We start from the raw sequence: 24,979 nt of genomic DNA on the forward strand, positions 1-24,979 counted from the left end.
TACTACAGATATAAAAAACTAAAAAGTTGCTTATATCGTCATTGCTATCATTGATATTCTAGTAAAACCTCCCATTATAATCACCACCTTTTCATCTTAATACGATATTTATACATATTCTTTTACTATTCCACAAATTTTTATTTTTTTCTAATTAAATTCTAACATATGAGCATTATTAAATTTATATCAAAACAATTACAAAAACTTATTAATAACAAAATTACTGAGATATTATAAATTTTATACTATTATTTATAATGTGAACTAAAATTAATAGAGGTGAAAATATTGAAATCATTAAGTGAAAAGATATACCTAGAACTAAATATCCCTGATAGTAATGATACAACTGGAGATAAGGATAGGATATTAAATTTTTTAAATGCTAAATATAAAAATGTTATAATGCCATACAATATAACAAAATCCTTATATCCATTGTGTCGTAATAATAATTTTAAAATCACAGTTACTATGGTTAAAAGAGAAAATGACTGGATAATTACAAGAATAGAAGAAAACGATACAACAAATGAACATTATGGACTGGCTGTAGATTTGGGAAGTACAACAATAATAATGCAATTAATTAACTTAAATAATGGATATATAATTGCAGAAGAAAGTGTATTTAATAAACAAATTAAATATGGTGATGATATCTTAAGTAGAATATTTTATACAAAGGAAAATAAATATGGATTAGAAGAAATTAAAAATATAACTATAGAAAGCCTAAAAGAATTACTAAGTTCACTAGAAAATAAGACTAATATACATGTAAGAGAGTGTCCTATAATGACTATTGCAGGAAATACAACTATGATACATTTCTTATTAGGACTCGATCCATGGACAATTTTCCAATATCCATTTACACCTGTACTCAATGACTGTGGATTTATTTATGGAAAAGATTTAGATTTGCCCATAAATGGATATGTTTACTGTTTTCCATCTGTAGCAAATTATCTAGGTGGAGATATTATAAGCGGACTCTTATATACTGGTATTCATAAAAAAGATAAATTATCAGCTTTTATAGATATAGGCACAAATGGTGAGTTAGTTATAGGAAATAAAGATTTTCTTGTTGCAGCTGCAGGTGCTGCTGGACCTGCACTAGAAGGTGGAATTAGTAAGTATGGTATGAGAGCTACTACTGGAGCTATTGATAGTATAAAAATCATAAATAATAAAATTATATATACGACTATTAATAATGAAAAGCCTAAAGGAATTTGTGGTTCAGGAATAGTTGATTTAATTTCAGAACTATTTTTAAATAAATGTATTGATTTTGCAGGAACTTTACTTCCTAATAATTCACCATCAATAATTAAATTTGAAAATGATTATGCTGTTGAATATGTATCTCAGGAAGAGAGTTTCAATGGTATAAGTCTAACTTTTACTCAAAATGATATAAAGCAGTTTTTAAAAACTAAAGCAGCTGCAAATACAATGGTAGCTTATTTATTAGAGGAGATAGGCCTAGATATAAATGATTTAGATTTATTTTATATAGCTGGTGCTTTTGGAACGCATTTAAATCTAAACGCTGCTATAACAATCGGTATATATCCTGATTTAGAATCCAATAAAATAATTTGCCCAGGAAATACATCTTTAAAAGGTGCATATAATTTACTTACTAATAGATATTTATTAAATGATATTTATGAAATAAAAAATAATATAGAGTATTTACAACTTAGTAATGCTACAGACTTTGTTGGAAAAATGAGAGCTGCAAGCTTTCTACCACATACTAACTTAGATTCTTATCCAAGTGTAAAAAAAGAACTTATAAAAAGAAATATTATAAAGTACTAAAGGTTATAAATAAACCTTTAGTACTTTATATATTATTTAAAGTTTAATTTTATTTTCTAATTTTGAAACTGCTTCAACTATTCTCTTCTCTCTTGTTTCAACTTTTTTAGCACTATCTATCCATTGTACATATTTTCTTTTGGATGAATATGATAAACTATCATAAAATTTCATAGCAAATTCATTTTCAATAAGAGCATATTTAAAATCATCTGGTAATTCAACTACTCTAATTTCTTCATCTTTTTCTATTTCAACAAATACGTTGTCTCCTGCATCTTTACTAATTTGCTTTCTTATATCTTTAGTAATACCTATAATGTAACAAGGGGTACCCATTTTTACAATAGATCCTCTATATTTTATTCCATCGAAAGTCGCTTTTACCTTTACTCTTTTTGATCCAAATTCTTTTTCTACATCAAATGGTATTTCTATATAAGTAGCATCTTTATCTTGCCTATTTTGTATTATTGCTTTAAATTTATAGACCATATTATTTCCTCCAAACTGTAATCTTCTTTTAAGTCCAATCTATTTCTCTTCTTTATATACTTTTTCTATATTTTCACAGTTAAGTCCAGCATTGTTATAGCATTGAAGTATTTTATAGTCATTTTTTTAACTTTTCATCTTGTTTCAATTCTTCCTCTAGTATAAAATTTATAAATTCATGATTCTTTAATATATCATCATTTATTTTATAATAAGTTACTAAGTTTGCATTCATCAATTTATTTAAATATCTTGATACACTTAATTAACTTATTTCTAATATTGACTCTATTTCACATACGCAAAGCGTACCATCGCTTAAAATATTTATAATCCTAATTCGGGTTTCATCACATAATGCCTTTATTTTCATTAGTTCCATTTTATAATCTCTTATATCAAATTGATTTTACTCATATAATAATTTACTTTATTATAAATGTAAATACTCTCGTATATGTTAGAATAAAAAATATGAAGAATTTAGCACTTATAAAAGTGATATATCCTTCATATTTTTTATTATTTTAAATATCTACTATATACTAACCTCATATATATCTGATAATTCCAATTTTACTTTATAATTATCAACATTGTATATAGTTGAACTTTTATTTTCTATGCATTTATTCGGTAATACTATTCTAAATACTGTACCTTTATTTAGCTCACTCTCTACATTTATAATTCCTTCATGAAGATTTATTATAGACTGTACTATACTTAAACCTATGCCACTTCCTTCATTTGCTCTTGTAAATGATTTATCTATTTGCACAAATTTATTAAATATTATATTTTGATTTTCTTTAGAGATTCCTATTCCTTCATCTGTTACATTTATTTCAATCCATTTTTTATTTGTTAGTATATTTACAAAAATATTTGCATTTTCACTAGAAAATTTAATTGCATTTGACAATAGGTTAAGCATAACTCTCTCTATCATATAAGCATCACATTTTATTATTTGCTCTTCTTCATCTGTATCAAATTGTATATTTATATTCTTTAGTGATGCATATTCTACAACAGATAAAGTTACATCTTCTACAATAGATATTATATTATAATTTTTAAAATCAGCTTTTAAAACACCTATATCTATCTTAGATAAATCCATAATATTGTTTACTAACCTTGTCATTCGATCACAATTTGTATGTAATACTTTATTATATTTTTTGTAAATAAGCTTAAAGTCTATTTCATCTATTTCAATAAATTTATCTAATAATTGAATAGATGAATAAAATAAATTTAATGGTGTTTTTAGTTCATGAGAAATATTAGCTATAAATTCACTTTTTTCTTTATCATACAGTCTAAGTTTTTCTACTTCTAACTCATTTTTAACAGCTTCTGTTATATCTATATATGTAACAGCTATATATTTTTTATTTTTTGCTAAGTTAATTGGCTGAACACAACAATCTATAGTTTTATCATATTTTCTACTCTTTATTATCCCTCTCCATGAGTTATTTAGCTCTAATGCTTCTATAATATCTCTTTGCTTATCAATAGAGTTAATTTTTTCTTTAAAAATTAATTCTAATTTATTAATATCATTATTACATTCGTAATACTCTTTTACTTTATCATTAACATAGAATAAGTTTGTATCCTCATCGAATATTAGAGTAAAACTGTGATTATTATTCTCTGCTAAACTGTGAAATATCCTTAATCTATCATTCAGTGCATTAGTTCTAGATATATACATAAATAATTCAATTAATGCTCCTATGATAATAATAAAAAAACATATATATGTTAGCGATACTGATATTAATTTAGTATAAAATGTTAACTTATTTGATATGTATATAGCATAAGCAGCTTTTATAGCAGGATAAATATACTTGAGCTTAAAACTACAAACATATACTCATTTTCTTCAATTCAGTAAGTAATTTTATTGAGCAGGTAGTATAAATGATTATTAAAAAAATATTATATACTATCAAAAAATTATTACTGTATTGTGAACTATATATCGTAGTTATCTTTCTTTCAAATGTTCCAAGTATTATAGTTAAAAATATAGTAATTAAAACTGAAATAAGTTTATTATTATTTATTTTATTTTTCAATTTATTTTCTGGTAATACAGAAAGTGTAAGTAAAAAAATTCTAAGTAAAGAAGATGAAACAACTATATATGTAGACAGTTTTAATTCATCATGATAAAACGGTAAATAATCTATCTGGCCAAATAATATTCCAACTGCTAGTCCTATATACATTAATGATGTAATAAACATATCATTATATTTACTTCTATTATATGATACTAAACAGCTAACTACACCTAGTATAGAAATTATAACGTTGAATAGCTTTATGAATTGTAATGTCGAACTTAAATAATCAATTTCAATATTATCTTTAAAAAATACATTTACAATAAGAGTAATTGATAATAGTATCATACTTAAAATAATATAAATTAGTAACGTATTTTCATTTTTTGTATGTTTTTTGCCTATCATATACATATATACCCCCCTACTTTTATATAAATTTTATCATATAAATCTATTTTTTTATGTCGTTATTTGTCTTTTTTATGTAATTTTTGAAATTTAATTTATAATATAGAATACATTCTACTGGGAATTAAATAACATATATTTTATATAGTCACAATATTAGTTTCATGCTAAGTATAACTAAATTACTGACGTAATATCTACTCATTAGTGATTTCCTAATAAAACAGATACATTTTCACAAAAGTCATTCATAAGTGTTTTTAGTAATGTATTTATGTGTATATGAATTGATATTTCACTCTTAATATAAAAAATATAGGATGTTAAATTTTATTTATTAATATATTAATTACAACAGCCAATGCAAGTGATATAAACCAGCTTCTACTATATTATTAATTATAATAGATTATATGTTATAAAACATACTTATATTATGAGTCATAAGATAAATATAAAGATGTTATTGTGTAGGTTGGAGTCTAAATATAAGAACTATAAAAAAGATAATACTCATAGTTGCTTTATTTGTTGCATGTAATATTTAAGTAAGTTATATAAAAATTATCATATTACAAAATAGAATCAGTACCTGATTATGCTGATTCTATTTTTATATTTAAGTACTACTAATCTTAATTACATTCAATTTAAGTATAATAAAATACAGTTTATTGAATTGTAAAAGTAACATTTTACATTACATATTTTAAAAGTAGTCATGCTCTATTCCTTCTTTATATTTACTATCTCTATATTCTATGTTGTAAGCAGTATCTTTAAACTCATCAACTTTATTAATATCAAAAAAGTTTTCTTTAAATTCTCTTTCTCCTGAAATAGATACAATATAACAATTTTCTACTTCTTCAGAGTTTGATACTTCTATATAATAATATTTAAGTTCATCTTTAATGTTACTCATATATTCTCTTAATCTTGGAATATAGTATTTAAAATTATGATTATCTAAAAATTCTACAACGTCGTCTCTATTTTTAAAAGTGTATTGCTTCATATGTTTCTCCTTTTCAAAACTATATATATATTTTCAAAAATTCTATAAATCTATATGATTATTATCCCTTATTTTCATATAATTATTTAAAACTCATCATTTTTCGTAAATAAAATAATAAAAATCCTTATGATTACATATATTTTCATAAGGATTTTTATTATATTAATTATCTTTTATTTTCTATAATGTCAGATATTATTCCTTTACATCTACCGCATCCAGTACCTGCTTTAGTAGCTTCACCAACTTTTTCAACAGTATCTGCACCATTTTCAACCGCTTTTACAACTTCATCTATGGTTACATTTTTACATGCACAGGCATTTCTTAATAATGATTCTATTTCTTTAAGTTCTTCAACTGTTCTAACACCTTGTGCTTGAGCTTTTCTAATTTTTAAATATTTTTCTTTTTCTAATCCCATATTAATTCTCCTTTTATTTAAAACTTAATACTTTTATTATTCTATTTAATATGGGGTATTATTCACTTTATCTAAACTAATTCACACTTATCTCCAACTTTAACTCTTCCTCCAGATAATATCTTTGTGAATATACCATTTCTAGGCATTATACATTCTCCTACTTGATAATATATCTGACATTTGTCATGGCACTTTTTACCTATTTGAGTAACCTCTAAAAGCACCTCTCCTATTTGTATCTTTTGACCTATAGGAAGTTTTTCAAGCTCTATTCCTTCAACAACTAAATTTTCTCCAAAAGCACCAAAATCTACATTAGCACCTTTTTTTCTAAATGCATCAATTTTTTCAAACCCTAATAAGCTAACTTGTCTATGCCATTTACCAGCATGAGCATCATTTTCAATTCCAAAATCCTCTATAAAATTAGCTTCATTAATTTCATTTTTTAATGTACCCTTTTTCTCACTTATACAAATTGCTAATATCTCACCCATAATGTTATCCTCCAATGCTATTCATATACTTATTTTCTTTATCATCACATAGATCCATAAATAAATGCTTTTCTGGTTTATCAAATATAGTCTTTTGTATTATTTTTCTAAGTTCATTTTCAGAAATATCAGATCTCAAATGCTTTCTTAAATCTACTCCATAATTATAATGAAGACATTTCTTTAAAAAACCTTCTGATGTTAATCTAATTCTATTGCACTGATCACAAAAACAATTCGATATTGGACTAATAAATCCTATTTTACCTTTATAGTTATTTATTTTTAAGTAAAAAGCAGGCCCGCTACTCTTTACTCTTTTTTCTTCGTGAATGTTTTTAAAATTAGATTTTATTATTTCTATAATTTCATCATTTTTTATGCCTTTATGCTTTTTACCTTCACCTATTGGCATAAGTTCAATAAATCTAATATCTATATCCATATACTTTGTTAAATTAACAAAATCTAGTATTTCATCTTTATTTATTTCATCAACTATTACTGTATTTATTTTAACCTTTATACCAAGACTTATAGCCTTATCTATTGATATTAACACATCATTTAACTTATTAAATTTAGTTAATTTTCAAATCTATCTTCTTTTAATGAATCTAAACTTATATTAACACCTTTAAGTCCATTTTTATATAATTCTTCTATTTTTTCACCTAATAATACTCCATTAGTTGTTATATATATTTCATCTATTCCATCTATACTATTTAATTTATATAATAAGTCATTTATATCTTTTCTTACTAAAGGTTCTCCTCCTGTTATCCTAATTTTTCTAATTCCTAGATTTGAACATTCTTTAGCTACTTTATATATTTCATCATGGGTAAGCTTTTTATCTTCTTTTAAAAAAGAAATATTATTTTCATCTATGCAATAAATACATCTTAAATTACAATTATCTGTAACTGATATTCTTAAGTAATCTATATTTCTTCCAAATTGGTCTATCATCGTCTTTAGTGTTATTTATATAACATAACACTCCTCCTATAACTTAATAATCGTTGCTATTTCTCCTTTTTTTAACCCTATATTTCCCTTTTCTATCTCAATTAAGCAATTTGAATCCAAAGTAGATGATAAAATACCATTTCCACTTTTAACTTGAGTTATAGATACATATTGCTTTTCATCTATATGAAATACTTTACCTCTTAAAAATCGTCTTTGTTTACTACATTTATTATAATAATCACTAAGTACAGCTTTTTCTCTATTTATAGATATTTCATCTTTTCCACTAAGCTTTTCTAATATGGGTTTAACTAAAAGTTCAAAAGTTGTTAAAGCTGCTGTTGGATTTCCAGATAAACTTATTATAGGTGTTTGATTAAATTTACTAGCTAATACGGCTGAACCTGGCTTTATCGTTATTTTCCAAAATAACTTTTCGCCATTTATCATATCAATAGCCTCTTTTAATAAATCTTTATCTCCTACAGAAGCTCCCCCTGTTGTTATTATTAAATCTACTTTGTTAGATAACTCTTTTATTCTACTTCCTATATCATAAGCATTATCGTCAGAGTGCTCTATATACTCACAATTAAAACCTAATTCTAAAATCCTTGCTAATATGCTATACTTGTTGCTATTATATATCTTTCCTTCTTCTAATTCTTTATCTATATCAAATACTTCATTTCCTGTGGTCAAAAAAGCTATTTTAGGTTTTTTATAAACTGTAATTTCTTTTATACCAGAACTTGAAAGTATTCCTATATCTGAATACTCTAACTTCTTTCCACATCTTATCAAAATTTGATTTTCCTTTATATCTTCTCCCTTAAAACATATATTTGCATCTTTTTCTATATCTTTTAGGAGTGTTATATATTCATTTTCACTTAATACATCTTCCTTTTTTATTACACCATTGCATCCCTTAGGTATTGGTGCTCCAGTCATAATTTTCACAGCTTCATGTTCTCTTACTTCACCTTTAAATACATCTCCTGCAAAAACTTCCCCTATTACCTTATATCTAGAGTTTTCATTAATATTTTTAATATTTATAGCATATCCATCCATAGCTGATTTATCAAAAGGTGGATTATTGATTTTTGAGTAAATATCTTCTGCAATTATGTTACCTATGCCATCAAGTATGAATACTTTTTCTTTTTCACACTTTTCAATATTAGAATTGAGTATTTCTAAACTTTCTTCTAAACTTATAAATGATTTCATTTTTATCCTCTTTTCACATAATTTTAATTTATATATCAAAATATTTAATTATATGTAAAAATTCGCTTTCTTCAAGTGAAAATCCCCCTAAAAAATAAAAACTTATTACTTTTTTGTACAAGTAATAAGCCTTATCATTCAAATTAATACAGCATTTATAATAATTTGATGCTTATTTTCCTTCCCAAAATGTGGAGATAATTTCTTTTCAAAAATTACCCTGTGAATTAAATTAATTCAGGCATAGCGTCCATAGTATTATCTTTAGGTTACTATGCTCAAGAAAATATAATCAATTAATTTTCAATTTTATAATCTTCTTCTTTTTCTATTAAGTCAGCTAGCTCTTTAAAGTTGCTTTTGTTTATTACAGCTATATCCCCATAATTAAATGGTATATCACTAGCTATAGCTACTAATTTTTCCTTCGGTGAAATTATAGATTTACTTATTTTATCTCTATAAATTTCTATTTTTCTAAGTGAACTCCTCTTATAACCTTCAACTAATATAATATCATTTTCACTATGTATATCTTTTATAATTTCATTTAAATTCATTTCTTCTTTTAATTCTTTTATTTTTGCATATCTATTTTTTGAAGATATTATAACAGTATCTGCTCCCGCTTGTCTATGTTTATATGTATCTTTTCCTTCATGATCTATATCAAATCCATGTACATCATGTTTTATTGTGGCTATTTTATAATTTCTAGCTTTAAGTTCTTTTATAATGCCTTCCATTACAAAGGTTTTTCCAACATTAGAGCAGCTGCCTACTATATTAATTACTTTTGCCACTTCTTACCTCCTAAAATCATACCCGTATAACTATAAAAATATTAATTGTAACTAAATTCTAAGTTTTTTTCTAGGTTAAAGAAATCTGCATAATCTATATCAAATATATTTTTCTTAACTCTTGATATATCTATATTTTCTTTTATCAGCTGAGTTAAAACTCCAGCGTAAGATAAATCACCTTGAATTATAGCTCCATATATTTTTCCATTCTTGTGAATTATCTTTTTATAATTACCATCACATTGTTGTATCTCTATATTATAACTTTTATCTTCTACTTCTACCATACCTAATGATAATGTCGGTATTCCTAAAAAATTCATTGTATTTTTACTTCCAAAAAAGTCAGTCATCTCCGCACTTATACCTAAAGCATTCTTAGCTGCTATTATGCCTTCTTTTACTGCTGTTGGCCATATTGGATTTCTTCCAGTAACATCTCCTGCACCATATATATTATCTACAGAGGTTTTACCAAAAGTATCTATTATTAATCCAAATCTATCACACTCTACATTGCTATTTTCTAAAAAAGTTAAATTAGACCTTACCCCTGTAGCTACTACTACTAATTCGCATGGTATTTTTTCACCAGTATTTAAAAGTAATGCTTTTGGATTGTTATTTTTATCAATAAGTAACTTTTCAGCTTTTACTCCTAATTTTATACGTACATTGTTTGCCTTAAATTTATCTTCATATACTTTTGATGTATAGTTATCTAATTGAAGGGGAAGTATCTTATTACCCATTTCAACTAATGTTAATTCAATATTATAATGAAGTAGTCCACTCAATGCGTCTATACCTACAAGACCAGCTCCTAAAACTACTACACTTTGTACCTTACTTGCCTTTTCTTTTATAAGTATAGCATCATCTAAGTTTCTAAGTCCTACAACATTATTAGCTTCTCTTAAATTTTCTATTGGTGGTATAAAAGATGATGCTCCACTAGCTATTATTAAATTATCATAATCAATTACTTTATTATTAGATAAAACTACTTTATTTTCAGTATCAATAACTTTCTTTACTTCTACACCTTTTATCCAGTTTATATTATAATTTTCAAAGAATTTTTCATCTGTAAAATTAAGTTGTTCTATATCTCTATGTTCAGATATATAATGATGTAGTATACATCTTGAATAAACATACTCATCCTTTGATATTAATGTTATTTCACAGTTTTTATCAAACTCTCTTAATGTTTTTGCTGCACTAATTCCTGATGCTGAAGCACCTATAACTATAAATCTCATAATATTATACCTCCTCTAATGTAATAGCTCTCATAAGGCATTTCTCTACACACTGAGGTGTACCTTTTTCTGTACTTTTACATCCATCACATTTCATGATCTCTTTGTGAAGCGTACTCTCTGCTTTTAATACACCATATGGACAGGCCATTATACACATATAGCAACTAGCACATTTATCTTTATCATATTTTACAAGACCAGCTTCATTATCTTTACTCATAGCACCTGTCATACAAGTATATACACATTCTGGTTTATCACAGTGTCTACAGAAAATTGGAGCATATATCCCATTAGAATCTATTGTTATTCTACTTCTACTTTCTTCAGAATTATGCGATACGATACAGGCTGTAGTACAAGTTAAACATCCAACACATTTAGATCTATCAATTTTTATTCTCTTCATATTTACTACCTCTTACTTTTTCATTATTTTTACTGGTACTGTTTTAAATGATGGTTCTTTTGAATATGGATCGTAAATAGATGGTGTAAGTGCATTTGTTTCTATATAGTGTATTGGTGCATATAAGTGATCTTTTTTTACTGTATCACTTATTTTTACATCAAATTCACTACAAACTCCATTCATTGACTTCACCTTTACTCTTTCATTTTCGCTTATATTTAACTCTTTAGCTAATTCTGGATTCATAAACATATAAGATTTTTCAGAGTATATTTTTATACTTTCATCAATCTCTCTAGTTCTTACATTTGTATGCCATTGTCCTACTGTTCCTCTTCCTGAGTTAAAAATATATGGATACTCTTCATTTGTTTTCATAGGATTTTCTCTTACATCTTCAAAGTGGAACTTAGCTTTTTTAGAAGGTGTATAATATTTACAATCTTCATAGAGTCTTCTTTCATCCTCACTTATAATGTCCCCTTCTTTAAATGGCCATTGAACTCCTTTTGAGCCTTCTTTATTTGGACCTTCTAGTAATTCATAAGTAACACCTGTTATATCACAAGGCATTCCCTTTGAACATTTTTTTAATAATTCAAAGGCATCTCTTGGAGTTTTCCAATTATCTAGTAAGCTTCCCATTCCTAAATGTTTACCTATGTTGTATATTATTTCATAATCACTTAGCTCGCCTTCTTCTTTTTGTAAAACTGGATTAACTTTAGATAATCTTCGTTCCGTATTTATTAGTACTCCTTCTTTTTTAATTGCAGGCACTGATGGTAAAAATAAATCAGCCAACTGTGCTGTATGTGTATCTGAATATATGTCTTGAACAACTAGGAATTCAAGATTCTGTGCCGCCTTTCTAAATTCGTCATTATTTGCCCAAGAATGTCTTGGATTAGTACATAGTATCCATAACCCTTTTATTTCTCCAGCTATAGCTTTTTCTATTATTGCATTGTATGGAATAGTTGGTTTTGTAGCAAGTATACTTTCATCTACCTCTAAAGCCTCTGATACTGCTTTTCTTCTGATTGGATTATCAAAATCTCCTCCGCCATATAATCCTGAAGTATTGCTAAATGCTCTTGATCCCATGGCATTACATTGTCCTGTTAATGAATTTGCTCCTGTGCCTGGTTTGCCCATATTTCCGGTCATTAAAGCTATGTTTATTATTGCTTGAGCTGTTCTTACCCCCTCATAGCTTTGGTTAACTCCCATAGTCCACCATAACGAAACTCTTTTTCCTTCATATATTGTTTTAGCTAAATTATATACTCTCTCTTTAGATATACCAGTTTTTTCATAAACAGTATCTAAAGTAAATTTACTTACATGTTCCTTAAATTCTTCGAAGCCTTCAGTGTTATCTTCTATATAATTTTTATTTATCCATTCATTTTCTATTAATACATTGGCAACGGTATATAAAAGACTTAAATCCCCTTTAGGATTTATATCTATCCATTCATTAGCCATCATAGCAGTTTCCGACTTTCTTGGATCTATGACTATTATATTTGCGTCTTTATTATGTTCCATTATACGCCCCCAGAATACTGGATGAGCTATTACTGGATTTGCTCCTATAAATATTAATGTATCTGAAAGCTCAGCATCTTTTAAAGTATATGGAGGTGCATCAAATCCAAAGGTTTGCTTGTGAGCTACAACTGATGTTGCCATACATAATCTCGTATTTCCATCACCATTTATCTTCATATAATTTCTACCTACATGGCCAAGTATAGCCATGTCTTCTGTTGTCATCTGACCTGTGCTTATATAAGCTACACTTTCTTTCCCGTACTTTTCTTGAATATCAGTCATTTTCTTTACAAATACTTTAAATCCTTCTTCCCAAGATATTTCTTTTATATTTCCATTTTCATCTTTTAAAAGAGGATATATGCTTTTTTTAACTTTAGTTTGTTGTTTATCTAAATTTAATCCTTTTATACAGCAAAAACCTTTATTAACAGGATAATGCTTTGTTGGACTTACTTTTATTATTTTTTCACCTTCAACATAAAAATCTATGTTACAAGCTAATGCACATAAGTTACAAGTAGATTGAATTTTCTTCATATATTTATTCTCCTATTCGGTTAAGTTTTAACAATTATTTTTAGTTTACTTATTTTTTATAACTATTCACTAACATTTTCATAAAATTAAATAAAACAAATGATATTATTGCCGTTGTTATATAAATTTGAACACCTGATAATTCTTTTACAATTATTGATAAAGTAGTATATCCATTAGCTTCTAAAAAACCACTCATTTTTACGGATGCTACAATTCCTATAGCCATTGGGAAAGTAAGTCCTGCAAATCCAGGATTAAACTTAAAACTAAAGAATTTTGGCATTTTGTATAAAACAAATACTAATGATAATAAAACTACAATGTATAATCCATAAACTATTGCTGAGTTTGGATTTTGTATAAAGTTAAAATAACTTACCAAGCAAAGACTTGATGGTGCTAATATTATCGCTTGAGTATGATACATCGGATCTTTTACATCATATTTTACTAATCTATAAATCATAAATGGCATTATTATACATAAAACAGTTATTCCATAATACACTACTATTTTGCATATTTCCGGCTCATTCATGACTCCACCAACTACTGTTGATACCATTATTCCATTGTAAGTGACAAACCAGCTCGGTAAAAAAGTATTCATATTAAATCCTTTTATAACATTCCTATAAGTAAATATAACTATATGTATAGCATGAATTATAAGACCTACAAACCACAAACATTTTCCTAATATTGAGTTAAAAGTAAAAACATAACTTCCTAAAATCATAATAACCATTGTTATTCCTGCATATAAACTTGCTGGAACTGTATTAGAGTATTCTTTTTTTACTGTGTCAAAACAACATATTATTTTTATTATATATGCTATTAAAGTTATTGTTGCTGCCAATGCAGTTATATGCCTTATTCCATTATATCCAAGCGGTAAATATATATTTGAAAGAGTTAATGCTCCTACAAATGTTGGCATAACCGCAATTGGCATATTCCTAACTTTCTCAATAAATGAAGTTTTCTCCATAATTCCATTTATTTCCTTTAATGTAACATTCTCCATAGAATATCCCCCTCATTACTTTTCAAGTTATTTTTTTAACAAATATTCATGTCGTTTATTGTTAATTTTTATACAATATAATATTATAATATATTCATATTTATTTCTGTGATATATGTCACATATTTTTCATGTATACAAAAAAGAGCAAATTTAACTTTAAATTTGCTCTTTTTTATATTATTTATATATAAATTTCACCCTTTAAGTATAATCTTGCTTTTCCACTTATTTTGACTCTATCTCCGTCTACTTCACAAACTAAAATACCTTCTCTATCTGATAATTGTTTTGTAATCATCTTATTCTTTTTTAATTTTGCAGACCAAAGAGGTATCAAACTACTGTGAGATGAACCAGTTACAAGATCTTCATTCACTTCTAATTTTGGAAAAAAGCAACGTGATATAAAATCTTCATTTTTTCCAATTGATGTAACAACTATACCTATACCATCTGTTAATAACTCTAATTTTGAAAAATCGGGATTTAATGATTTAATATCATCTTCTTTATTGTAAATAAGAATTAAATCCCTTGATAAGTATGCTTCTAATGGTGCCTTTCCAATTGCTTCTATTATGTCATTACTTATATTTACTTTTTTAGGCATCCTATTTGGAAAATTCATTGTATAAGATTCTTTGTCCTTAGTAACTTCTAATACCCCACTTAATGTTGAAAATTTTATTTTATCAATATTTTTATCTATATAGTTAAATATTACAAATGCTGATGCAAGCGTTGCATGTCCACATAAATCTATCTCAGCTTTTGGTGTGAACCATTTTAAATCATAACAATCTTCACAGTTTTTATTTTTTGTGACAAAAGCTGTTTCTGATAAATTATTTTCAGATGCAATTTTTTGCATTATACTATGTTCAATTGAGTTATCTAGTATACATACACCTGCTGGATTCCCACCAAAAGTTTTTTCTGTAAAAGCATCTACAATATAGTACTTCATAATATTTCCCCCTTCTATACGCTTTAGCGACTTTATAACATACTTTATTATATTACTATGGTTGGTATATTATAAATATTTAAAACATCTTTCAATCCATCTATTATTTCTTCTCTTGAAAAATTATATACTTCTAATTTTTTATCATCATATTTATTAATAGTACTATAGAAATCAATTGCTAATTTTAAGTAATCATTATTATCTTTATCTAGATTTTTGAAAATTAAATCTTCGCTTTCACATATTTTATCTTCTTGTAATAATGACTTTATTTTTTTATATAAAAGATCACACTCTGTTAAATTACTATCATTTTCTATTTCATAAGTAATTGTATCTTTGTTAAATATTATTTTAGCTACAAATCTAACTAAATCTTCTATTTGATTAAGTAACCAGTCTTGTTTATATCCCATAACTTTCCCTCCTTATTGTGCCCTACTAAAAGTATATCTTTTATTTTCTATTTAGTATAATTAAATATATTAATTTATTAAAATAATATAAATAGTAATAACCTAAATTATTTTACTTTAACTTTTTAATATTCTTAAATTTATATTATTTTTTATAATATACTCCCCAAAAAGTTTCAATAATTTCTTTATCTGTTTTTTTAGTTATACTTGATACTAACACAAATAGCATTAATGATATAAATAGTGGAAGTACAATCGTATGTAAACCAAAGGGTCTTGGCCAAATTTTGCTAAATAATACATATGTACCTATTCCAGAAACAATAGATGCAATAGCACCATAAGAATTTGCTCCCTTCCAGTATAAACCTAATATAATAGGCCATAAGAAAGTAGATATTATTCCTGCATTAGCGTATAAATTAAGCCAAACAATTAAATCTGGTGGATTAAAAACAACTAAGTATATAGCTACTCCAATAATAGCTGTAGCAATTATACTAATCATACCAGTTTTTTTAGAATTATTTTTTAATTTTGGATTAATGTAATTTATATATAGGTCATTTACTATCGTTCCAGATGCAACTAGTAATTGTGAGTCAACCGTTGACATTATAGAAGCAAGCGGTCCTGCTAGAAGTATACCTGCAATTATTGATGGGAACAGCTTTGTTGTAAGAGTCGGAATTACCAGGTCACCTGATTCTATTCCACTTATTAAAGTAACTCCAAAAGCTCCCACTAAATGCATTCCTAAAAGTAATATCATAGAAACTATAGTTCCATATTTTATACCTTGATGTAAACTTTTAGTATCTTTATAACTCATAGCTCTTTGAGATACTGATGGTATTCCAACAACTGCAAATCCAACTAAGATCCAAAATGATGTAACCCAAAGTATTGTCATATGCCCCTCACTTATACCAAATGGAGTTATCATACCTTCATTTATTAGTTCCATATTAGAAATTATATTTTCAATTCCACCACCAGCAATTACTGTCCCTACAAATATAGTTATTGTTGCAATTGTCATTATTATTCCTTGAACAGTATCTGAAACAGTAACTGCTCTAAATCCACCTATTACAGTATGTACTATTACTGTTATTCCAAAAGCTGCTAAGGCTACATTGTAATCAAGTCCAACTGCTCCTTGTAATAGTCTTGAAGCACCTACCCATTGTGCTGCCATAGCTGCTACAAAAAATGCTACTATTGATAATGATGTAATTACCACGACTATATCTGATTTATACCTAGCTCTTAAAAAATCTGTAATTGTTACTGCATTTATTCTTCTTGCTATTATAGCAAACTTCTTACCTAAAACTGCTAGCGTAAAATATCCAGTCGGCATTTGAGCCATGGCTAAAAACACCCATCCTAATCCTTGTGTATAAGCTGTTCCAGGTCCTCCTATAAAGCTCCCTGCACTAAGATAAGTAGTAACTAAGGTCATTGCTAAAACAAATCCACCAAGCCCTCTATTACCAGTCATATATTCATCCATAAATCCATTTTCACTTTGTGAATTTCTAGCTGCATTTACATATCTCATGGAGTAAAATCCTACAGCAAAAACTACTAAAAAGTAAATTAATATTGGAATTAAAACTCCATAATTAATATCATTCATTAATCAAACTCCTTTTTATATTTTTCAAATTCTTCTTTTGTAAGCCCTTCTAATGACATATTTTTAAATAATTTATTTATCATAACTACAGTCAATATTGAAAATAATATTCCTCCTATTATACAACTCATAAAAAACCAGGTTGGAAATCCTAATATATATGTATATTCACTTACAGGCTTAGACCCTAATCCATATCCCCATGCAAACCACCATATTAAATTTAATAATCCAAGTAATAAACCCATTATTGCTTCTCTATTACATTGTTTGAATCTAGGATCTTCTATTATTTTATCTTCTTTCATTTAAGCTCTCCTTTTTGTATTTAAACTAATATACTTAAATATAAAATTCCCATAAAAAAATTAATTCATTCAAATAATAAAAGGGATATCTTATATATATAAGACATCCCTTTTATTATTTGAATTTATAAACTTGTATAAAACTCTATTAATTCTTTTTTCGTTTTAATACCTTTGTTTTGAGGAATTAATAATTCCTTAGAATCTCTACCTTTTAATTGAGTTCCTACTAAATACTCTTTATTTAATAAGTATTCTGACCATCTTATAATCTCATCTAACTTAGGAGTATCTAACTCACAAAGCTCTGCAAATGCCTTTATAATACATAATCCAAACTCAACATCTTCTATAAAGTATCGAGAACTTAAATCTGGAATAAATCCATCTATACACTTAACTATTGGTGAACCTATGCCTTGAAAACCTGGTGCTGTATTTATTTTATGGCTTAAAACGCTTGGGTCTTCTGTTTCAAATCTAGTTTTTATTTGCTCAATACATTTTGAATTAAAGTTATTATTTTCATTTAATGATTCAAATATAGTATATAGCTCTTCATCTAATTCTAATAATGTTTTAGATGCTTCATCTCCCCATTCTTCATAGAATAGAGGACTTCTTTTGTATACAGTTTCTCCATGTTTATAATCTTTAAATAATTCATACAATCTTGATGGATGCATTATTGGATTTGATGGAGATAATGTTATAGCTAAATAATTGCTTACTGGCTTACATGTAATGTCTATTAACTTGGTCATATCTTCACATATTTTTTCTGTATATTTACTTGGTATTGCTCCGATTTTCATAAATGGATTTTTTTCTTTAAGTACAACACATTCTCCATATTTTTCTAATCTTATTATTGATGGTACTCTTTGCGTTCCAAAGAATATAGCACCTTTTTCTATTAATTTTTTAGCAAAATACTCTTTTCCTCCAAATCCCGGTATAATCCCTACAACAGCATTTGGTTTTACAAAATTACTTATTTCATTAATTGTTTTTTCAATTAAGAATGATGGATGCGTTATTAAAATATAATCCGCATCTTTAACTGCTTCTTCTAAACTTGAAGTAACGCAGTGTAACTTTACATTGTGACTTAAGTTCTTTTCTTCCTCAATTAGAATTAGTTCATCCTTAAATAAGTGTGGTTTTGAAGTATGTATCCATACCTTACAATCTTCCTTCATTGATATATAAGCTGCAAGGTACGTTCCTATGTTTCCCGCTCCAATTATACATATATTCATATCATTTCAACACCTTTCCTTTGATGAATTTTTAAATATTTTTACATTATACATGATAAATCCATAAAATGGTACCTTTATTTTCAAATTGTAATCTTTGTAATATTTTCAATATATAATCATTTTAGTTTAAAATTCTTTGTCTATAGTGATTATACAGTTATATTTCGGATTTAAATTTATTATTTCTTCGGTTATATTATTTTTTATTTTATCTTCATTTTCTTTATCCTTTAAATAACTTGCATCAACTACTATATCAAAAATTAAGTTTATTTCTTCTTCACCCTCAGTAATTCTAAAATCATGCATAGATTTTATATAATCATATTTACTAATTATTTTTTCAACCATATCTTTCTCTTTTTTAACCTTATCACAATGTATACACATCGGATCCATATGAATTACTAAGTATATATTTAACTTCTCTGAAATCTCACGCTCTGCTCTATCAATAATATTGTGAATTGTAACTATATCTAAATTTGATGGAATTTCTGCATGAATAGATGCCATACATTTTCCAACTCCATAATTATGTATTATTAAATCATGTACTCCAATTATATTTTCATAGGATAATACCCCTTCAGTAATAGATTTGACCATATTTTCATCTGGGGCTTCTCCAAGAAGAGGACTAACTGTATCTTTTACTAAAGAGAAACCAGCATAAAGAATGGCAGCTGATACTATTAATCCTACATAACCATCTATTGGTATAGATGTAAATCTAGCTGCTACAAAAGATATTAATACACAGCTTGATGTAAATACATCTCCAAGTGCATCAAGTGAAGTTGCTTTTAATGCATTTGAGTTTATTTTATTACCTATAGTTTTATTAAATATACTTAACCATATTTTAATTAAAACAGATAATAAAAGTAATATAAATGGTATAAATTCAAATGTTATTTCTACTGGATTTATTATCCTTTCTATTGATGACTTTACAAATTGAAATCCTACAATCATTACCATAAATGCAACCACAAGAGCTGATAAATACTCCATTCTTCCATGACCAAATGGATGCTCTTTATCAGGTGGTCTATTTGCTAATTTCACTCCAATTATAGTTATTATTGAAGATGCCATATCTGATAAATTGTTAAATCCATCTGCAGTAATCGATACACTATTGGTTATAAATCCTACCCCTAATTTTATAATGGTTAATATCAAATTAGAAATTACCCCAATAAGACCTGCAAAATATACGTACTTATTTCTTACAACCTCATTTTCTATATCTTCGCTATTAGATATAAGTTTTTTTACTAAAAAGTTTGAAAACATAGTATTTCTCCTTAAACTTTAATAATTATATAACTATTTATAGTATTATTTTTATACTAATATTTATTCTATACTTAATTATACATATCTTTATAATCTATGGTAATATAAATATATCAACTTATTTTAAAAGGAGTAGAATATGGATTATATAAAAAGTATTCAAAATTATAAACCTTATAATGAACAAGAATCACGTGATAAAGAACTTATTTTAAGTTGTTTAAATAATTTTTCTGATATTTTAACTAGAGAAAATACGGTAGCTCATATAACTAGTTCTGGATATATAGTTAATAAAAATAGAGATAAAACACTTATAATATTTCATAAAATCTATAACTCTTGGTCTTGGACTGGTGGACATGCTGATGGAGATAGTGACTTGCTTAAGGTTGCGATTAAAGAAGCTAAAGAAGAAACTGGCCTAAAAAATGTAATTCCTATTATTGAAGATATTTTATCATTAGATGTACTTACTGTAGATGGTCATGTGAAAAAGGGTAATTACATATCATCCCATTTACATTTATCAGTTGCGTATTTACTAGAAGCTGATGAAGATGAAGAACTTATAATCAATGAAGATGAAACTAAAGGTGTTATGTGGATTCCAATAAATGAAGTTGATAAGTATTCAACTGAACCTTATATGATCGAAGTTTATAAAAAATTTAACAAAAAAATTAAGGGATTACTTTAAAGTATTCCCTTAATTTTCTATAATTCACCTTTTAATCCAATATCCTCTGCTACTTCACGCATTCCAAGTATGGAATTATTTATTACATCATCTAAGCTCATACCAAGCATTTCTGCTCCATTTTTTATAACTTCTCTATTTACACCTTCAGCAAATCCCTTAGATTTAAATTTCTTTTTAACCGATTTTAACTCTAAATCCATAATACTTTTAGATGGTCTCATTATAGCTGTCGCACTTATAAGTCCTGTTAGTTCATCTATAGTATATAATACTTTTTCCATATTGCTTTTAGGCTTTACATCACATACTAATCCATATCCATGACTAACTACTGCCCTAATTAATTCTTGATCTAATCCTTTATCTTCCATTATATCTACAACTTTTTTACAATGTTCATTAGGATACATCTCATAATCTAAGTCATGAAGTAGTCCAACTACACCCCATTTTTCTTCATCTTCACCATATAGTCTTGCAAAGTACTTCATAACTCCTTCTACACTAAGGGCATGCTTTATTAAATGATCTTCTTTGTTATATTCATTAAGTAATTTTAATGATTCTTCTCTATTTGGAAATTTACCCATGAGTTTACCTCCTTTTTATATGTTACTTAATTATTTACATATATGTTGTGTTGTATTCAACTTAGATGTAATTGTAGGATTCTTTAATTATAATTTCAATAATAATTTAAAATTATAAAAAAATTAGCCTTAGAATTTTGGAGGAATTCTAAGGCTTTTTAAATAAGTTAAGGGTTATTTATTTCATTTAAAATTAGGTTAAGGGTTTGATTCTGTTTCTAATTACATTATATATATTAATTGTGTCATTTTTATGGCAAAATCAGTACAATACTAGTACATGTCAATAGTATTCAACCTCTACTATTTTTCCCAATTCTATTAAAATATTTTTAAGTTCATTTAATAGGTATAATTTAATGCTTAATTCATTTGGAAAATCGGGGTTTTGATGTGCTGGATTTATTGCTCTTCCTATAATCATTTTAATATGAGTACAATCTTCATATAGTATTCTAGCTAACTGTGATGCCCCATCTTCTTTATAAATAAAACTTAACTCGTTGGATGATTTTATTTTATTTAATTTTTCTATAGCTTTTCTTAATGTAAGAACGCCCTCTGTAACTAAATCAATTCTATCTATGTAGCCAATTGGTGGTACATCTTTGTCTATAAATCTAAAACTTGTTTTTACTTGAACACCTAACTCTCTAGCAACTATATTACCTGCAGTTCCTCCACATACTATTCTTTTTCCGTGGGTAGCCATAATTTCTTGTACTATTTCTCTATCTTTATTTTTATCTATTGGAGGACCTGAAAATAATACAGCTTTATTTGAAGAAACTGCTTTTATAGTCATTACAGTTGTATCATCACCTGGCTTTTCCATATATAATTGATTACATGCCCCTAATAAATTGTTATTTACCTTCTTAGCACTCATTCCACTATTAGTGAATCTTCTTAGATAAACTGCTATATCTTTCCATCCCCATCCTAAATTTAAGATTTCACCTACACCAGCATAAATAGCACCATCACTTACTACTACTAAAAGATCATTTTCTTTTAACTCAAATTTACATTCTCTTATTTTACGGTTATCAATTATTTTTTCATTCCAATTTATAGGTCTGGTATCTCCATTTCTTAAAAAAAATACACTTGGATTATCAAACTCTGCAATATATGCTATTCCATTTGTATCTACACTAATAATAGTAAATGTGGAATAAGATACTTGTCTTACTTTGCATATTGGTAAAGTATTTATAATAGTATCTACAACCTCTTCTATATCTAAACCTTCTTTTAACATAGTTAAAGCTATTTTAGCAGTTAAGGTTGCTAAAATATTGGCTTTTACTCCACTACCTAAACCATCTGACATAACAGCTATAAATTTATCATCACCATTATAAAATTCTACTCTATCTCCGCATAACTCTTCTTTATATTTATTTAAGCTCCCTGATGCAAAGTCTATAAAAAACCTCATTAATTAATTCCTTCCTTTTCTAATATAAGCTTTTTTAGTTTCGTTAAAGTTACCTTTGTTTCAGCTGTAGTTTCACCTAGTAAGCTTGCTATTTCCTGCGCTACCATCATTTGCTTATTTATAACTTCTTGAGCCATATTTATAGAATCTACTTTCATTTTTTGAAGCTTTTTTTCGATATTTTCATCTTTTGTTATATCATCTGCAATCCATATTATTACATTATTTTCTTCTAACCATATTATTGTTTGAATAAGAGTTCTGTTATTTTCTAAAGTAATTTTTTCTCTTATAATATTAGTCTTTTTGTCTTTTACATTTTTAAATGTATCTTCATCTAAATACATTATAATTGGCATTCCTTTACTAAAACCTCTTTGTATTGAGAAAAATTTTTCTGCAGCTGGGTTGAACTGTATTATATCTAAGTTTTCATCTATTAATCCTATTAGATTTGGAGTTGAGTCAAAAATTACATCCGATAGATTTTCAGCCTTTTGTCTCATAAATGGTAGGCACATATCAACTTCTGCTATTTTGTTATAAACAGCAACTGCTTTTTCTCTACATGTGGAATAACCACATACACCACAATTTAATTCATCACTTTTTTTATTCTTCCCCATAGAGTTTAATATTTGCATTATTTCACTTTCATTTGGCTCTTTAAGTGGACAGCTTAGATTTTCAAATTCTTTATCTAAATTTATTTTATATTCCAATATTTCTGTTGATGGTTTGCTATAATCATAATTTTTTTCTTTAATTGATTTTGCATAATTAATTAAATTTATTTTTCTTTCATAGTATGTAACTCCATCTGTAGGCATGCCTGACCCCCCTAAACACCCATGTCTACATACATTTAGCTCAAATAATGTATTTGTAAATCTTTTGTCTTGGATTGCATCTAGAATTTTAATGCTATCTTCTATTCCATCTACTGCTATTATTTCCTTTTTAGTATAGTTATCCTTTATAAAATTACTAGTTTCTCCAACTATAGATACTAGTAATTTTTCTTTATACGTTTCATCAAAATCTTCTTCACTTAAACTTTCCAATTTTACATTACTTGATTTAATCCATTTTTTTAACTCTCCAAATGTAATTACAGCATCAACAGAATTTTCATAATAAGCTTCTGCTTTCTTTGCTAAACATGGACCTATAAAAACCACTTTAGCATCTTCACCATATTTCTTTTTCAGTATTCTTCCATGATATATAAATGGTGAAATTACAGGTATTAAATTTTCTTTAATAAGTGGATAGTGCTTTTGAATAAGATTATTCATTGCTGGACAAAAGCTAGTTATATAGTTATTTTTATCATCTTTATTGGCATATATTTTATATTTTTCTATAATTGGATCAATTGATACAACAGTTTCTTCTATATAGTCAAAACCTAGTCTTCTTAATAATTTAGGTATCTTTTTACTATCATTTCCAAATATTGATGAAAAACTTGGAGCTACTGAAGCTACTACCTTACTATCGCTTTTTATATATTGCTTTACTTTAGATAATTCTGATTTTATAAGTTTATTTTTTTGTGGACATACTTTAGAACATTCGCCACACACTATACATCTCTCTTCCATAATTTGCGCTTGCCCATTTTTTACTTTAATTGCATTTACAGGACATACTCTTACACATGCGTAACAGCTTCTACAGTGATTTTTATTAAAATTTGTATACCACATGT

General features: G+C 26.6%; 26 protein-coding genes and 1 riboswitch. Of the genes, 2 read left to right on the top strand and 24 right to left on the bottom strand.

Annotation, left to right across the window (positions count from 1 at the left end; genetic code table 11):
- The first annotated feature begins 291 nt into the window (after nucleotides 1-291).
- Nucleotides 292-1,839 (top strand): ASKHA domain-containing protein, encoded by a 1,548-nt coding sequence (locus tag EIH23_RS12800; RefSeq protein ID WP_122640737.1) that lies wholly within the window; start codon nucleotides 292-294, stop codon nucleotides 1,837-1,839.
- A gap of 36 nt (nucleotides 1,840-1,875) precedes the next feature.
- Here EIH23_RS12800 and EIH23_RS12805 read toward each other — a convergent pair whose 3' ends face one another.
- From EIH23_RS12805 to EIH23_RS12900, 21 genes are all read right to left on the bottom strand, one after another.
- Nucleotides 1,876-2,334, bottom strand: a complete 459-nt coding sequence (locus EIH23_RS12805; protein ID WP_122640739.1) for a YdeI/OmpD-associated family protein — start codon at nucleotides 2,332-2,334, stop codon at nucleotides 1,876-1,878.
- 265 nt (nucleotides 2,335-2,599) lie between these two features.
- A complete protein-coding gene (locus EIH23_RS12810) occupies nucleotides 2,600-2,716 on the bottom strand; it encodes an ArsR family transcriptional regulator (protein WP_122640741.1) in 117 nt (38 codons plus the stop codon).
- A 156-nt stretch (nucleotides 2,717-2,872) separates the two neighbouring features.
- On the bottom strand, nucleotides 2,873-4,063 hold the full coding sequence (locus EIH23_RS12815) for a sensor histidine kinase (RefSeq protein ID WP_122640743.1): 1,191 nt from the start codon (nucleotides 4,061-4,063) through the stop codon (nucleotides 2,873-2,875).
- Nucleotides 4,064-4,214: 151 nt separating this feature from the next.
- The gene (locus EIH23_RS12820) at nucleotides 4,215-4,838 is read right to left on the bottom strand and encodes a hypothetical protein (RefSeq protein ID WP_122640745.1); all 624 of its coding nucleotides are present in this window, start codon (nucleotides 4,836-4,838) and stop codon (nucleotides 4,215-4,217) included.
- Between the two features lie 706 nt (nucleotides 4,839-5,544).
- Nucleotides 5,545-5,853 (bottom strand): hypothetical protein, encoded by a 309-nt coding sequence (locus EIH23_RS12825; protein ID WP_122640747.1) that lies wholly within the window; start codon nucleotides 5,851-5,853, stop codon nucleotides 5,545-5,547.
- A 169-nt stretch (nucleotides 5,854-6,022) separates the two neighbouring features.
- Nucleotides 6,023-6,280, bottom strand: a complete 258-nt coding sequence (locus EIH23_RS12830) for a (2Fe-2S)-binding protein (RefSeq protein WP_122640749.1) — start codon at nucleotides 6,278-6,280, stop codon at nucleotides 6,023-6,025.
- 71 nt (nucleotides 6,281-6,351) lie between these two features.
- Nucleotides 6,352-6,780, bottom strand: a complete 429-nt coding sequence (locus EIH23_RS12835; RefSeq protein ID WP_122640751.1) for an MOSC domain-containing protein — start codon at nucleotides 6,778-6,780, stop codon at nucleotides 6,352-6,354.
- Nucleotides 6,781-6,784: 4 nt separating this feature from the next.
- Nucleotides 6,785-7,342 (bottom strand): hypothetical protein, encoded by a 558-nt coding sequence (locus EIH23_RS17015; RefSeq protein ID WP_330566291.1) that lies wholly within the window; start codon nucleotides 7,340-7,342, stop codon nucleotides 6,785-6,787.
- A gap of 23 nt (nucleotides 7,343-7,365) precedes the next feature.
- Nucleotides 7,366-7,755, bottom strand: a complete 390-nt coding sequence (locus tag EIH23_RS17020) for a radical SAM protein (protein WP_330566292.1) — start codon at nucleotides 7,753-7,755, stop codon at nucleotides 7,366-7,368.
- Nucleotides 7,756-7,791: 36 nt separating this feature from the next.
- Nucleotides 7,792-8,994: a molybdopterin molybdotransferase MoeA gene (locus EIH23_RS12845; protein WP_122640753.1), complete on the bottom strand. Its 1,203-nt coding sequence runs from the start codon at nucleotides 8,992-8,994 to the stop codon at nucleotides 7,792-7,794.
- 161 nt (nucleotides 8,995-9,155) lie between these two features.
- Nucleotides 9,156-9,290, bottom strand: a riboswitch (molybdenum cofactor riboswitch).
- Nucleotides 9,291-9,797: a molybdopterin-guanine dinucleotide biosynthesis protein B gene (gene mobB / locus EIH23_RS12850; RefSeq protein ID WP_122640754.1), complete on the bottom strand. Its 507-nt coding sequence runs from the start codon at nucleotides 9,795-9,797 to the stop codon at nucleotides 9,291-9,293.
- A gap of 41 nt (nucleotides 9,798-9,838) precedes the next feature.
- Nucleotides 9,839-11,065, bottom strand: coding sequence for an NAD(P)/FAD-dependent oxidoreductase (locus EIH23_RS12855; protein WP_122640756.1), 1,227 nt, complete (start codon nucleotides 11,063-11,065; stop codon nucleotides 9,839-9,841).
- 4 nt (nucleotides 11,066-11,069) lie between these two features.
- On the bottom strand, nucleotides 11,070-11,477 hold the full coding sequence (locus EIH23_RS12860) for a 4Fe-4S dicluster domain-containing protein (RefSeq protein WP_122640757.1): 408 nt from the start codon (nucleotides 11,475-11,477) through the stop codon (nucleotides 11,070-11,072).
- A 12-nt stretch (nucleotides 11,478-11,489) separates the two neighbouring features.
- A complete protein-coding gene (locus tag EIH23_RS12865) occupies nucleotides 11,490-13,580 on the bottom strand; it encodes a molybdopterin oxidoreductase family protein (protein WP_122640759.1) in 2,091 nt (696 codons plus the stop codon).
- 49 nt (nucleotides 13,581-13,629) lie between these two features.
- A complete protein-coding gene (locus tag EIH23_RS12870; protein ID WP_330566293.1) occupies nucleotides 13,630-14,613 on the bottom strand; it encodes a TDT family transporter in 984 nt (327 codons plus the stop codon).
- 184 nt (nucleotides 14,614-14,797) lie between these two features.
- Entirely contained in the window at nucleotides 14,798-15,583 is a 786-nt protein-coding gene (locus EIH23_RS12875; RefSeq protein ID WP_122640761.1) for a PhzF family phenazine biosynthesis protein, read from the bottom strand.
- Nucleotides 15,584-15,630: 47 nt separating this feature from the next.
- Nucleotides 15,631-16,002 (bottom strand): DUF6483 family protein, encoded by a 372-nt coding sequence (locus EIH23_RS12880; protein WP_122640763.1) that lies wholly within the window; start codon nucleotides 16,000-16,002, stop codon nucleotides 15,631-15,633.
- A 145-nt stretch (nucleotides 16,003-16,147) separates the two neighbouring features.
- Nucleotides 16,148-17,650: a sodium/pantothenate symporter gene (gene panF / locus EIH23_RS12885; protein ID WP_122640765.1), complete on the bottom strand. Its 1,503-nt coding sequence runs from the start codon at nucleotides 17,648-17,650 to the stop codon at nucleotides 16,148-16,150.
- Nucleotides 17,650-17,958 (bottom strand): YhdT family protein, encoded by a 309-nt coding sequence (locus tag EIH23_RS12890; RefSeq protein ID WP_122640767.1) that lies wholly within the window; start codon nucleotides 17,956-17,958, stop codon nucleotides 17,650-17,652. Before EIH23_RS12890 ends, panF begins: the two co-directional genes overlap by 1 nt.
- A 125-nt stretch (nucleotides 17,959-18,083) precedes the next feature.
- Complete coding sequence (locus EIH23_RS12895) at nucleotides 18,084-19,220, bottom strand: NAD/NADP octopine/nopaline dehydrogenase family protein (RefSeq protein ID WP_122640768.1); 1,137 nt, start codon at nucleotides 19,218-19,220, stop codon at nucleotides 18,084-18,086.
- A gap of 129 nt (nucleotides 19,221-19,349) precedes the next feature.
- Entirely contained in the window at nucleotides 19,350-20,525 is a 1,176-nt protein-coding gene (locus EIH23_RS12900; protein WP_122640770.1) for a cation diffusion facilitator family transporter, read from the bottom strand.
- A 142-nt stretch (nucleotides 20,526-20,667) separates the two neighbouring features.
- Here EIH23_RS12900 and EIH23_RS12905 point away from each other — a divergent pair, with 142 nt between their 5' ends.
- Entirely contained in the window at nucleotides 20,668-21,228 is a 561-nt protein-coding gene (locus EIH23_RS12905; RefSeq protein ID WP_122640771.1) for an NUDIX hydrolase, read from the top strand.
- Nucleotides 21,229-21,245: 17 nt separating this feature from the next.
- On the opposite strand, the gene EIH23_RS12910 is transcribed toward EIH23_RS12905, so the two are convergent.
- The 3 genes from EIH23_RS12910 to EIH23_RS12920 form a co-directional block, all read right to left on the bottom strand.
- Nucleotides 21,246-21,821 carry an HDIG domain-containing metalloprotein gene (locus EIH23_RS12910; RefSeq protein WP_122640773.1) on the bottom strand — a complete coding sequence of 192 codons (576 nt, stop codon included), beginning with the start codon at nucleotides 21,819-21,821 and terminating at the stop codon, nucleotides 21,246-21,248.
- Between the two features lie 283 nt (nucleotides 21,822-22,104).
- Nucleotides 22,105-23,265, bottom strand: coding sequence for a SpoIIE family protein phosphatase (locus tag EIH23_RS12915; protein ID WP_122640774.1), 1,161 nt, complete (start codon nucleotides 23,263-23,265; stop codon nucleotides 22,105-22,107).
- Entirely contained in the window at nucleotides 23,265-24,977 is a 1,713-nt protein-coding gene (locus tag EIH23_RS12920) for a [Fe-Fe] hydrogenase large subunit C-terminal domain-containing protein (RefSeq protein ID WP_122640775.1), read from the bottom strand. The genes EIH23_RS12915 and EIH23_RS12920 overlap by 1 nt, the downstream gene beginning before the upstream one ends.
- Between the last annotated feature and the right edge of the window lie 2 nt (nucleotides 24,978-24,979).

The sequence above is a fragment of the Romboutsia sp. Marseille-P6047 genome, assembly GCF_900604535.1.
Classification (GTDB): domain Bacteria; phylum Bacillota; class Clostridia; order Peptostreptococcales; family Peptostreptococcaceae; genus Romboutsia_E.